The following is a 12,183-nucleotide window of genomic DNA, read 5'->3' as shown; positions in this document are numbered from 1 at the left end:
GCCATGGGCGCGCCGCAACTGATCGCCACCTGCTGGACGACGGCAGGCGATGTCCGGCCCGACCGGCCGGACAATCTGGGCCGTTTTCCGCTGGATCAGCGGATCGAGGCGGCGGCGCGCGCGGGCTATGCGGGAACAGGGTTTTGGCTGGGCGACCTTATCGCCTGGGAAGAGAGTGGGCGGGATTATGGCTCGCTGAGGCGCCTGCTGGACGATGCGGGGCAGCGGATCGTCGAGCTGGAGTTTCTGGCCGACTGGTTCGCGACAGGGGAGCGGCGGAGCCGGTCGGATGCGGCACGGGCGGAGCTGTTCCGCGCCGCCGATGCTTTGGGCGCGCGTCATATCAAGGTCATGCCGCCCTTCCTGCCGGGCGATCCGGCGGGGGATGATCTGGCGGGCGAGTTCGCCGCGCTCTGTGCGCAGGCGGCGGAACATGGACTGCTGATCGGGCTGGAGATGCTGCCCTTTTCAATGCTGCCAAACCTCGGCTCCGCGCTGGAGATGGTCACCGCGGCGGATGCGCGCAATGGCGGGCTGCTGGTCGACATCTGGCATGTGATGCGGTCGGGCGGCACGATGGAAGAGGTGGCGCAGCTTCCGCCACGCTTCGTCATCGCGGCTGAACTGTGCGACGCAATGATTGCAATGCAGGGTGAGATCACCGAAGACACGATGCGCCATCGCAAGCTGTGCGGCGAGGGAGAGTTCGACGTGCCGGGCTTCATCCGCGCGATGAGCCGGGCAGGCTATGATGGGCCCTATGGCGTGGAAATCCTGTCGGACGATTTCCGCCAGCTACCGCTGCGCCAAGCCGCCCTGCGCAGTTTCGAGAGCAGCGCGGCGCAGTTCTAGCCTGATTGTTCTGCGCGCATCCACGATTGCACAGAAAGGCATTTCCGTCGCATCCGCCCTGTCATAGGAGCGGATGCGACGGGACGAAGCCGTCGAGCATGAGGTGGCGCTTTTCATGGCTGTGACGATCTTGGGCGCTCTGGTCCCGGTCTTCGGGCTGATCCTGATCGGCTATGTGTGCGGGCGCTATGACATATTGGGCGACCGCGCGTTCGAGGTGCTGAACCGCTTCGTCATCGCCATCACCCTGCCTATCCTTACCTTTCGTTCGATTGCGCATATGGACCCGCGCAACCTGGCGGTGCCGGGCATGTTCATCGCGGTCACGCTGGGCGCGCTGATCACCTATGCGCTGGCCTTTGCCATTGCCCGGCGGTTCGGGCGGTCGGGGGCGAACGCGAATATCGCGGCTTTGTGCGCCTGTTTCAGCAATACGGGCTTCATCGGCCTGCCGGTGGCGACGCTGGCCTGGGGGCCGGAAGCGGTCGCGCCGGTATCCGTGACGATGCTGATCTATTCGGCGATCGTGTTCACCGTTGGGCTGGTGATGAGCGAAGTAACCGCGAGCCAGGGCCATGGGGTGGGCACCGGATTGAAGCTGGCGGCGCGATCGACGGTGCGCAATCCGCTCATCTTCATGGCGGTGCTGGGGTGCGTCTGGTCGGTCCTGCGCCTGCCGCTGACCGGGCCAGCCGACATATTGATGCAGACGCTGGCGCAGGCGACGGCGCCCTGTGCGCTGACGGCGATCGGCATCTTCATCGCGCTGCCCCGGCAAAGCGCCACGCCCGGGCCGATCGGCCGTGTCGTCGCGCTGAAGCTGCTGGCCCAGCCGCTGATCACGGCGGGGCTGCTGTGGATGCTGCCGCCGATCCCACCGCTTTGGGCGAAGGTCGCGATCCTGATGGCGGCGATGCCGTGCGGCGCGTCGAGCTTCGTGCTGGCGGGCAAGGCGGGGCGATGGGCGATGGAATTGAGCGCTTGGGCGGTCATGCTGACGACGACGATGGCGTCGATCACGCTGATTGGCATATTGTGGTGGCTGGGGGCTTGAGGCCTCAGAGATCTTCGGTGACGCGCGCCATTTGCAGCGGGCGGACGAGCAGGAATAGGGCGCACCAATCGCCTGTGTCCGCGGCGGCTTCGCGCTCCTGCCGGGCGATCAGATAGACGTCGTCGCGCAGCCGCTCGAACAGGGCCTGCACCCGGTCGCGGCCGTTGGGGCCGAGCCAGAGCATGTCGGAGACATAGCGCGCGTCCCCTTCGAGCAGCGAGGGGCCGAGGAAGAAATGCTTCACCACCCGGTTGAAGGCCTGGTCGAGCGGGCCGTCGGGTCGCCAGCGCACGGCGCGGCTGGTGAGCGGGCGCAGGCGGCCGCCGGGCAGGCTGTCGACGAGGCCCAGCCGCCGGAGCCGCTCGATTGCTTCGTCCAGGGCCGCTTCATCGATGCCGAGCGTCGCTTGGCACTCCGCCCGCTGCGCGCCGTTCAGCACCAGGAAGAAGAGCAGCGCCAGGCTGCGGTCGGCGGCCAGAACCCGCTCCTGCGCCAGCGTGAAGCGGTCCGCGCCGCCATCGGCCGACCGGGCGAGCAGGTCGCGTACGTCGATGCCGATGGCGAGGCAGAGACGGTCGAGATTGTCGAGCGTCAGCCCCCTGCCCCGTAGCCAGCGCCACAGGGTCGGCTCCGCTACGTCCAAGCGGGCGGCAAGGTCTGCTACCCTGATGCCCTGCACTCGCAGTTCGTGGCGGAGCTGCGCCAATATGGCGGCGACGCCGGGGCTTTCCTTTTGAGGCATATGTCGATCCATATCATTTAGTGATCGTAGAGGATCACGATATGATCGAATATCGCAAGCGCGAATTGATCCGGAGGCGTCCATATTTCACTATGCGCGCAGAACAAGAGAGAGGATGGACGGATGGCGACCACGGCCGACTATGGCCTCGGCGAATTCACTTTTCCCCGTGGCTGGTTCATGATCGCGCGGGTGGAGGACGCCGTTTCCGCGCCCAAGGCGCTGCGCATATTCGGGCGGGACCTGGTGCTGTATCGCGGCGAGAGTGGCCGGGCAGCGCTGCTCGATGCTTATTGCCCCCATATGGGCGCGCATCTGGCCGCCGAGCAAAGTTCAGGCGCGGGCGCGCGGCGTATCGAGGGAGACTCGATCCGCTGCCCCTATCATGCCTGGCGCTTCGGGCCGGACGGCATCTGCAACAATGTGCCCTATTTCGACGGGCCGCTGCCCCCGGCGGCGCGGGTGCGCGCCTTTCCGGTGGAGGAGCGGTTCGGATGCCTGTTTGCCTGGCATGATCCCGAGCAGATGGAGCCCGACTATCCCCTGCCGGACTTGCCGGAATGGGAGGATGCCGCCTGGATACGGTGCATCTATGATGATCTGGGGCAGATCCCGGTCCACCCGCAGGAGATTATCGACAATCTGGTCGATGCGCGGCATTTCGGCCCGGTGCATGGGCAGAGGCTGGCCTATTTCAACTCGCGCTTCGAGGGCGTCACCGGACGGCAGCTGTCCGGCGGCGGTCATGAGACGATGACCAGCGAGGGCGGGGTGCTGGACGTCGACGCCTATTATACTGGGCCCGGCATCCTGATCGCACGCTTTTCGGGGGAGACGGACGCGGTGCAGATCGTGCTGCATACGCCGGTCGAGGATGGCGTGACCCATGTGTGGCATGGCATCATTACGCGGGGACGGCAGGTGCCGCCATCCGCAGAGGATGTCGAACTGCATCGCCAATATCAGCAGCTGGGCCTTTCCGCATTCTCGCAGGATTTCGAGATTTGGCGGACGAAGGCACCAGCGCTGCAGATACTGCGCCTGCCGACTGATGGGCCGTTCCACCGCAATCGCGCATGGTATCGGCAATTCTACAATCCGCGCGCGCAGGCGGCGGGCCATCAGGGCCGCGCCAATGGCGACCATGCCACCAAGGGGGTGGATCAGGCGCCCACGGCCGCAGCGGCCGAATGACATTTAAACAGAAGAGGATAGAACAGGAATGAACAGGGATTTCCCGGAAGGCGCAGCGATCATCTTTGGCGGCAGCGGCGGGATCGGCAAGGGCGTCGCGGTCGAGTTCGCCAAGTCCGGCACGGACGTCGCCATCTGCTATCGCAGCAAGAAAGACGTGGCGGAGGCGACGGCGCAGGCCATCGACGCGCTGGGCGTCAAGGCCAGCCTGCATCAGGTCGATGTGCGGGATCGCGCTTCGGTGGACGCGGTCGTCGCTTCGGCGACCGCCGCGCATGGCCGCGTGCATAGCGTCGTCTGGGGCGCGGGTCCGCTGGTGCCACAGGTCGCTATCGCCGAATGGAGCGACGAGCAGTTCCGCCAGGCGATGGAGGTCGAGGTGTTCGGCTTCTACAATGCCGCCCGCGCCTTCATCCCGCACATGCGCGAAAAGGGTGGCGGATCGTTCGTCCATCTGGGATCGGCGGGACATGACTGGTGGCCCAAGCTCGATGGCCTGTCGGTCGCGCCCAAGGCAGCGAACGAAGCGCTGATCAAGGGCATCGCCAAGGAAGAAGGCAAGCATGAGATCCGCGCCAATTCGGTGCTGGTGGGCGTCATCGACGCGGGCATGTTCCATGAACTGACCGCGCAAGGCGTGTTCGATGATTATTGGGTCGCCGAAACCAAGAAGCTGCTTTGCCTGAAGCGTTGGGGCCAGTCGGAGGATATCGGCCAGGCGGCGGTGTTCTTTGCGTCGGAACGGGCTCGTTATGTGACGGGTCAGGTGATTTCGGTGTCGGGTGGTTTTGGGGTCTGACGCGATTGGAGGGGGAGAGGCTTTCCGGTCTCTCCCCTGAATCAGAGTGGATTTCCGACTCGTTGGGTTGAGTCCCTTATCTCAAAGATAAGAGTAGAGCCGTTGGCTTCGCCGCCCTGCGGATCGACAGGCTCAGGGCGAACGGTATTCAGGGTGGTGGCGATCCAGAACGCGAATTCATGCGTCTTGTTATGCTTAACGCCCCGCTGACGATGCCCCTTCATGGTCTGGAAGAGATGATCCGATAGCCGCAGGATGGGACATCGGAGATTTGCGTGGTCAGCATCAATTCAAACGCCAACGCCATTGCCAACTGGAACAACAAGAATTCCACCGGCACGACGAGCAGTTCAGGCTCGACAACCGCTACGGAGCCGTCTGCAACTCCGGCGCCGAGCGAACCGGCCAGCAGCAGCGTAGCGTCGTCATCGCCTGCACCGATCATAACGGCATCGGTTGAGCCAGCTTTAGTCTATTCGCCACCTGCGCGTACCGAGATCGGCCAGGCGCCTGTATCATCGCGGTCGCTGGATAGCCTGCTGTCGGATGCGGGCTTCTTTTCGCGCAGCGCAGCGGCGGACAGGTCCGGCAGTGCCGCCGTCGAGCAGGTCGCCGCCAGCGCCATGCCCGCTGCGCTGAGCCAGGCGGAAGTCATCGCGCGCGCGGCTTACGCCATCGTTGCGGATGCCAATGCCGACAGCGCCACTTCTTCACTTATCAAGCAGTTTGGATAGGGGAGGATCGGAGCGGCGAAGCCAACCGCTCTATTTCTCTTAGAAAAATGGAGGGCTTCGACAAGCTCAGCCCGAACGGGTGAAGAGAATGTCCTGCTTCAGGTCCGCCGCAGGACATGCTCGACGCTGTCGTCCGCCGTTCCGGCCTTGCCTTCATCGCAGCCGACTTCCTTTTCCAGCGCAGCGCGGATCTGCTCCACCTCCCCCGCGCTGCGATGCTCTATGCCGATAAATTGTTCGCGCGCGGAATCGAGGGCGCGGATCACTTCATCGAGCTTCGCCTGCATGGCGGCGGCGTCGCGGTTCTGGCTGTTCTGGATCAGGAAGACCATGAGGAAGGTGACGATGGTCGTGCCGGTGTTGATCACCAGTTGCCAGGTATCGGAATAGCCGAACAGCGGCCCGGACACGCCCCAGACCAGGATAAGTCCAAAGGCGAGGACGAAGCTGAGCGGCTGTCCGGCGGCGGAGGCGATCCGGGTCGCCAAGGCGGTGAAGATGCGGTCCATATGTTTCTCTACACTGTTGCCTCTGGTCGTTGGGAACCAGTAACAATTAGAAACATTCAACCAGGCGAAATGATCAAAAGCGCTGCGATAAAAGCCGCCGGATATGCGATATCTACCATCAGCGTCCTTTTGCTGGGCTTTGTATCATGGCGCAGCGCCAGCCGGGACCCGCTGCTGTCGCTATGCTTGGTCATCGGCATGGCGACGTCTATCGCGGGAATGGGGCTGCGATGGCTGTCCTACCGGGTGGAAGAAGACGAGCAGCCATCCGCCGATAGATAAGTCCTTAACCTTTGAAGACTAATGCAGGTTAGGCAAGCTGCCCGAATTTGCGCTCTTCCCTTAATCATCTGTTTCACAATTTGCCTTAAATCCTCGACCCGAAAGGGTGAGCATGCCGCGCATTGGTCACAGGATGCTGGGTGGAAAGGGACGGCCATGGTTATGGCTGTTGGCCGGTGCATCCATCGCAATCGGCGTGGGCATCCTGATCCATCCAGCCGCAGCCGCCCTTTTTCTTCCGCTGCTGCTCGCCATCACGCTGCTGCATGCGAGCGCGGAGACATATTGGCTTATGCGCCTGCGCAGAGCGTTCGGCATCGAAGGCAGCTATCCGCTTGCCCGCGGCATATATGCTGAAGCGCTGAAGCTCATCGAGGCAAACCGTTCCATGGCCCAGCGTTTCGTGCAGCGTCATGGCGTATCCGGCCTTCCCACCCGCGAAAAGCTGATCCAGGCGATGGCCGAGCGGCCGGGCGTGCTGGGCATGATCGAATTTGCCGACTTCGACCGGCTGAGCGCCATCGATCCGGAAAAGGCGGATCATGTTCTCGCCGAAATCGCGAGGCGCATCAGCCGCATGGCCGGGACGTCCCGCATGGCCGCCCATGTGGACCGGGCGCATTTCGCGCTCTGGTTCGCGGGCAACAGCGAGGAAGAAGCGGCCCCGGCGTTGCAGGCGATCGCCTATGCTCTGCAGGACCGGATGCTGATCGATGGCGATGAGCTGCTGCCGGTCATTCGCCTGGGCCATGTGGCATGCGATCCGGACATCGCCCCAGCGGCGAAGTTGATTTCCCGCGCTTTTTCCCTTCTGGCGAGCCGTCATGGCATGGCGTCTGGTCCTGTCGATCAGGCGTCGAAGGCCGTCAGCTGCGACTTCGCGCTGGAACAGGATCTGCGTCGCGCCATCACGGCTGGCGAATTCGAAACATGGTTCCAGCCCTTCCTGGACGCGCGGACCCAATCGGTTTGCGGCGCCGAGGCGCTGATCCGCTGGCGGCACCCGGTTCGGGGGCTGGTTGGCCCGGCCGAGTTCATCCCCTTGGCCGAAGCTGCGGGCTTGGCGGCGGAGCTTGGCACATGGGTGCTGGACGCCGCCTGCCGCGCGGCGGGGAACTGGACCGCGATGGGGCTGCCGGGCGTCAAGGTCGCCGTCAACGTGTCGGGCCATCAGCTGGAACGCGAGGGCTTCGACAATCTGGTGGAGCGCACGCTGGGCCGTCATGGCCTGTCCGCCCGCCTGCTGGAACTGGAGCTGACAGAGAGTATCGCCATGGCGGATTCCCGCACGGCTGCCCAGCTGTTCGAACGCATTCGCGCGTCGGGGGCTGCGATTTCGATCGACGATTTCGGCACCGGCTTCTCCAGCCTCAGCTCTTTGAAGAAGCTGTCCTTCGACAAGCTGAAGATCGACCGCGAGTTCGTGACGGACGTCGACAGCCGCCGCGATTGCCAGGCGATCTGCCAGTCGATCATCGCACTCGCACGCGGGCTTGGCATCAGCGTGCTTGCCGAGGGCGTAGAACGGCCGGAGGAAATGCTGTGGCTGCGCCGTCATGGCTGCAACCTGTTCCAGGGCTTCTACTTCGCCCGGCCCATGCCGGAGGCCGATTTCCTGGCCTTCGCGCGCAACGGGCAGACCATCACGAGCCTGTTCACCACCAACGCCCGGCCCTCTCCGGCCGAACCCAATAGCTACGCAAGGACCGCCTGAATGAGGATTAATGCGCCTAAATTGCTGCTTGCCATCGTGGCGGCCGGCCTTGCCGGATGCGCCGCGAAGCCGGGCGGCGAGAGCGTGCGCGCGCCCATGGTGCAGCAGGTCAGCAACGCGCAGGAGGTGGAGGACGTCGTATCCCTGCTGAACAATGGCGATGAGAAAGCCGCGCGCAAGAAGCTGGACGCCATGCTGAAGCGCGATCCTGCGGACACGGCCTCCGCCAGGCTGATGGAAAGCATCACGGCCGATCCGGTCGCGGCATTGGGCAGCACCGCATTCTCCTATCGCGTCGAGGCTGGCGACACGATGCAGGGCATTGCGCAGCGGTTCCTGGGCGACGCCAGGAAATTCTACCTGCTTAGCCGCTACAACGATCTGGCGGTGCCCGCTTCGCTGAAGCCAGGTCAGACGATCAGGGTGCCGGGGATACGGCCGAAGGAAGCGCCTGCCCCGGCGCCCGCCCGTCCGCGTGCCGCGCCAGCCCCTGCCGCCAAGGCCGCGCCCGCTCCGTCGGCGCCTGCCGCTACGCCGCGCACAGCCGACCCGCGCCGCGCCGCCCAGCTGCGATCGGCAGGGCTCACCGCGCTGAACAAGGGGCAGATCGGCACTGCGGTCGGACTGCTGAACCAGGCGCTGCGCCTGGACCCCGGCAATGCGCTGATCAAGCGTGACCTGGATCGCGCGCGGCGGCTGCAGGCAACGGTAAAGGCACGGCGATGACCTGGGTTGGACGCTACCGGATCGATGAGCTGATCGGCGAAGGGGCGATGGCGCATGTCCATCGCGCGCATGACCCGAGTATCGACCGGCCCATCGCGATCAAGCTGCTGAAGCCGGAATTTCGCGCGGACAGCGAGATTACGCGCCGGTTCCTGAGCGAATCCCGCGCGGCCGGGATGCTGAGCCACGCCAATATCGTCACCATCTACGATGTGGGCGAGGCCGATGGCACGCCCTATATCGCGATGGAATATATCGACGGCTGCCCGCTTGATGAAATGCTCGCCGCGCAGGGGCGGATGACGGCGGACAAGGCCGCCCTGCTGGGCGCGCAGATCGCGAGCGCGCTTGCCTATGCCCATGCCCAGGGCGTGGTTCATCGCGACATCAAGCCGTCCAATATCCTGATCTGCGGCAATGGCCGGACCGCCAAGCTGCTCGATTTCGGCATCGCCCGGATCGACGGCCGCGACACATCGTCGGCGCAAAGGCAGGCCGCGCGAACCCAGGCCGGGGCCGTGCTGGGCACGCCGCGCTACATGAGTCCGGAGCAGGCGCTGGGGATGCCGGTCGACGCGCGATCCGACCTGTTTTCGCTGGGCGTCGTCCTTTATGAAATGGTGACGGGCAAGGTCGCCTTCACGGGCGCCGGGCTTGCCACGCTCGCCATCCAGATCGCGCAGGAACAGCCGCTGGAAATCGCGCGGCACGTGCCCGATTGTCCGAAGGGGCTGCGGTTCCTCATCACCAAATTGCTGGCGAAGAAGCCCGACCAACGCTTCGCCGATGCCGGAGAGGTGGCAGACGCCCTGCGCCGCGAATATGACGCGGCGACCGGCGAGATGGACCAACGGCAGGAAGGGTGGGTCCAGCGCTACCGGATGCCGTTGCTGCTGGCCGCATCGGTGCTGCTGGCGCTCGGCAGCGGGATCAACTTCGTGGTGCAGCGGGAAAAGGCCGTCATGCAGGACATGGCGCTGGCTTCCGGTTCTTCCATCGCATCCTTCGTCGCCCGCAATGCGGCGCTGCATGTGGCGGAGAATGCGGGCCGCCCGCCGACCGAACAGGATTGGGCGCCGTTGCAAGCCTTCGCAGTCGCCGCCGCGAGTGATCCGAGCCTGCGCAAGCTCGTCATCGCGGACGAGCATGACATCATCCGCGCGGCCAGCAACCCGCGGCTGCTCGGCACCCGATACCGGCCGGGAGCAGCGGCGGACGAAATGCCCCTCCCTCGAACCGCAGGATCGGCCGTGACGCTGACAGACGGCGGCATGCGCTTCGTGCAGCCGGTCCGCTATGCAGGCGTGCCGTTCGGCAAGGTCGATGTGGTGATGGAGCGCGGGCAGCTGGACCGGGCGCAACGCACCGCCAGCCTGCTCTTCGCGGGGTTTGCGATCTTCGTGACGCTGGTACTTGGCTTATGCACCGCCGCGAGCGTGCGCATATGGAGCCGCCCGCTCCGCCGCCTGAAACGGGCGATGGAGGATGTGACGGCAGGCAACCTCTCCTTCCGCATTTCGCACCGGCGCAAGGATGAGATAGGCGACCTGTTCGACACCATGAACCGCATGGTCGCATCCATGGCCGACCGGCAGGAATATGTCGCCACGGCTCTGGCGGACGCGGAACGGGCGATGTTGATGACGCGGATCGATCCTGCGGCGTCGGCCGATGCAGCGCCACGCAAGGGAGCCGCCTGATGTACATATTCCGCCTGTTCAACAAGGATGATGCGTTGACGCCGGTCGATGCCCGCTTCCTGGCGGAGGGGGTGCTGACCGTGGGACGCGATCCTGCGTCGGATTGGGTGATGATCGATCCGGATCGGGAGATTTCCCGGTCGCACCTCAGCATGCGGGTCGAAAATGGGCAGTTGCTGCTCCATTGTACCGGCGCAAACGGGGTTTTCGACGCAGCGACGGAGGAACGGCTACCGATCGGCGAGGATATTGCGCTGAACCTCCCCCAATCCATCCTGCTTGGCCGCTACCGCCTAGCCGCCGATCATGCGCCACAGGCGTCGGCGGGCGGATCGCCGGAAAATGGCACACTGCTCATGATGCCGCCGCTTGGCCACCGTATTGATGTGCCGAGCGACTGGACGGATGGACCCAGCGTCCCGCCGATCACCGCCGGCACGATGTTCGATGCCTTTTGCGAAGGGGCAGGGATCGACGCGGCGCAGTTCGGTGCGGAGGACCCGGCGGAAATCCTGCGGCGCGCAGGCGCGGTCTATCGCCAGATGGTTCTGGGTGTCGGCGACCTTCTGGCCGAGCGGGACCGGGTGCGGGGGCAATATCAGCTGGCCCAGACGATCATCACCAGCGCGGACAACAACCCGTTCAAATGGGCGCCGACCCAGCGGCTCGCCATCGACCTGCTGCTGGCGAGCGAAGGAAGCTTCCTGTCCGGTCCGGACGCTCTCAACGCGTCGTTCCGGGACATAAAGAAGCATCTGGTCGCGACCTTCCACGGCTTTCAACAGAGCCTAGCCGCTGCCGTCGACAGCTTCGATCCACAAGCGATCGCCGTCGCTACGGAGGGGCAGGGATCGCTGCTCAAGAGCCGGGCGGCGGTCTGTTGGGAGGAAGCGTCCAGGCGCCACGCGGCGCTGGCAGCGGAGCTGGAGGGCGAGGCAGGGACGCTCAACGACGCCTTCGTTACGGCCTATGGCGAGGTCAGCGCCCAGCAGGAAGAGGAAGGCCGATGAGCGCGCTGCGCATCGCTTGCGATGATCCGGCGGATGGCGCGCCCCATCGGTCCGCCGCGCGTACGCATGTCGGCAAGGTCCGGTTGCTGAACGAAGACCGCTATCTGGAAGCGCCCGAACATGGGCTCTGGGCAGTGGCGGACGGCATGGGCGGGCATGATGCCGGTGATGTGGCGGCGACCATGACCGTGCGCGCGCTCGCGGCCCTGTGCGAGGATGCGGCACCGATCGACGCCCCTGCCATAGCCCGAACCTTGCAGGCGACCAACGGGGCGATCCATGCGCATTTGACCGAGCGAGGACAGCGGGGCGGATGTACTGTCGCGGGGCTGTGGCTCGATCAGGATCAAGCCCATGTCTTCTGGGCGGGCGACAGCCGGGTTTATCGTTTCCGTGCGCAGCAACTCCAGCGGCTGAGCCACGATCATAGCGTGGTGCAGCAGTTGTTGGACGCAGGCGTGCTGAGCTCAAACCAAGCGGCGCATCATCCGCAGGCCAATGTGATCACCCGCGCGCTGGGCGTCGATCATCAGGTCGAGATCGATTTCTGCACTGTGGACCTTGCCGAGGACGACCGCTTCCTGCTCTGTTCCGATGGCATCACGGCGGAGCTCGATGATGCGCAGATCGCCGGATATATGGGCGAAGAGCGGGGCGAGATCATGAACGCGATCATGGCCGCCGCGCTTGCATCAGGCGGCCGCGATAATCTGACGCTGATCATGGTGGGATAAGGCACGACGAGGTTGGATTGATCGTCACCCCGGACCTGATCCGGGGTCTCGCTTCTTACCTGAGGCTGCTGAAACAGCGGGACCCCGGGTCAAGCCCGGGGTGACGGAAAGGAGCCTCTGCGATGCGTTCGTG

The 12,183-nt window shown here is 64.8% G+C and carries 14 protein-coding genes; 10 read left to right on the top strand and 4 right to left on the bottom strand.

Features of this window, described 5'->3' with window-relative positions:
* The first annotated feature begins 3 nt into the window (after positions 1-3).
* Both ACYU8T_RS16505 and ACYU8T_RS16500 read left to right on the top strand, forming a co-directional pair.
* Positions 4-852: a sugar phosphate isomerase/epimerase family protein gene (locus ACYU8T_RS16505; RefSeq protein WP_461160337.1), complete on the top strand. Its 849-nt coding sequence runs from the start codon at positions 4-6 to the stop codon at positions 850-852.
* A 73-nt stretch (positions 853-925) separates the two neighbouring features.
* Positions 926-1,906: an AEC family transporter gene (locus ACYU8T_RS16500; RefSeq protein ID WP_461160336.1), complete on the top strand. Its 981-nt coding sequence runs from the start codon at positions 926-928 to the stop codon at positions 1,904-1,906.
* Between the two features lie 4 nt (positions 1,907-1,910).
* Here the strand turns inward: ACYU8T_RS16500 and ACYU8T_RS16495 are convergent, their stop codons facing one another.
* Positions 1,911-2,648, bottom strand: a complete 738-nt coding sequence (locus ACYU8T_RS16495) for a helix-turn-helix domain-containing protein (protein ID WP_461160335.1) — start codon at positions 2,646-2,648, stop codon at positions 1,911-1,913.
* Between the two features lie 123 nt (positions 2,649-2,771).
* On the opposite strand from ACYU8T_RS16495, the gene ACYU8T_RS16490 reads away from it, so the two are divergent.
* Together ACYU8T_RS16490 and ACYU8T_RS16485 are read left to right on the top strand one after the other, a co-directional pair.
* The gene (locus ACYU8T_RS16490; protein WP_461160334.1) at positions 2,772-3,842 is read left to right on the top strand and encodes a Rieske 2Fe-2S domain-containing protein; all 1,071 of its coding nucleotides are present in this window, start codon (positions 2,772-2,774) and stop codon (positions 3,840-3,842) included.
* A 28-nt stretch (positions 3,843-3,870) separates the two neighbouring features.
* A complete protein-coding gene (locus tag ACYU8T_RS16485) occupies positions 3,871-4,641 on the top strand; it encodes an SDR family NAD(P)-dependent oxidoreductase (protein ID WP_461160333.1) in 771 nt (256 codons plus the stop codon).
* Positions 4,642-4,861: 220 nt separating this feature from the next.
* Here ACYU8T_RS16485 and ACYU8T_RS16480 read toward each other — a convergent pair whose 3' ends face one another.
* The 3 genes from ACYU8T_RS16480 to ACYU8T_RS16470 form a co-directional block, all read right to left on the bottom strand.
* Positions 4,862-5,086, bottom strand: a complete 225-nt coding sequence (locus tag ACYU8T_RS16480; protein WP_461160332.1) for a hypothetical protein — start codon at positions 5,084-5,086, stop codon at positions 4,862-4,864.
* A 27-nt stretch (positions 5,087-5,113) separates the two neighbouring features.
* Entirely contained in the window at positions 5,114-5,296 is a 183-nt protein-coding gene (locus tag ACYU8T_RS16475; protein WP_461160331.1) for a hypothetical protein, read from the bottom strand.
* A gap of 177 nt (positions 5,297-5,473) precedes the next feature.
* A complete protein-coding gene (locus ACYU8T_RS16470) occupies positions 5,474-5,884 on the bottom strand; it encodes a low affinity iron permease family protein (RefSeq protein WP_097092994.1) in 411 nt (136 codons plus the stop codon).
* Here ACYU8T_RS16470 and ACYU8T_RS16465 point away from each other — a divergent pair, their 5' ends adjacent.
* The 6 genes from ACYU8T_RS16465 (at position 5,885) to ACYU8T_RS16440 (ending at position 12,050) form a co-directional block, all read left to right on the top strand.
* Complete coding sequence (locus tag ACYU8T_RS16465) at positions 5,885-6,166, top strand: hypothetical protein (RefSeq protein WP_461160330.1); 282 nt, start codon at positions 5,885-5,887, stop codon at positions 6,164-6,166.
* A 112-nt stretch (positions 6,167-6,278) separates the two neighbouring features.
* Positions 6,279-7,880: an EAL domain-containing protein gene (locus ACYU8T_RS16460; RefSeq protein ID WP_461160329.1), complete on the top strand. Its 1,602-nt coding sequence runs from the start codon at positions 6,279-6,281 to the stop codon at positions 7,878-7,880.
* On the top strand, positions 7,881-8,606 hold the full coding sequence (locus ACYU8T_RS16455) for a LysM peptidoglycan-binding domain-containing protein (RefSeq protein ID WP_461160328.1): 726 nt from the start codon (positions 7,881-7,883) through the stop codon (positions 8,604-8,606).
* Positions 8,603-10,306, top strand: coding sequence for a protein kinase domain-containing protein (locus tag ACYU8T_RS16450; protein WP_461160327.1), 1,704 nt, complete (start codon positions 8,603-8,605; stop codon positions 10,304-10,306). Before ACYU8T_RS16455 ends, ACYU8T_RS16450 begins: the two co-directional genes overlap by 4 nt.
* On the top strand, positions 10,306-11,316 hold the full coding sequence (locus tag ACYU8T_RS16445) for a type VI secretion system-associated FHA domain protein (RefSeq protein ID WP_461160326.1): 1,011 nt from the start codon (positions 10,306-10,308) through the stop codon (positions 11,314-11,316). The genes ACYU8T_RS16450 and ACYU8T_RS16445 overlap by 1 nt, the downstream gene beginning before the upstream one ends.
* Positions 11,313-12,050, top strand: coding sequence for a PP2C family protein-serine/threonine phosphatase (locus ACYU8T_RS16440; RefSeq protein WP_461160325.1), 738 nt, complete (start codon positions 11,313-11,315; stop codon positions 12,048-12,050). The genes ACYU8T_RS16445 and ACYU8T_RS16440 overlap by 4 nt, the downstream gene beginning before the upstream one ends.
* Positions 12,051-12,183 lie beyond the last annotated feature (133 nt).

The sequence above is a fragment of the Sphingobium sp. TomMM35A genome (assembly GCF_054771735.1).
Note: the sequence above shows the minus strand (reverse complement) of the source record. Positions and strands in the feature narration are given on the sequence as shown.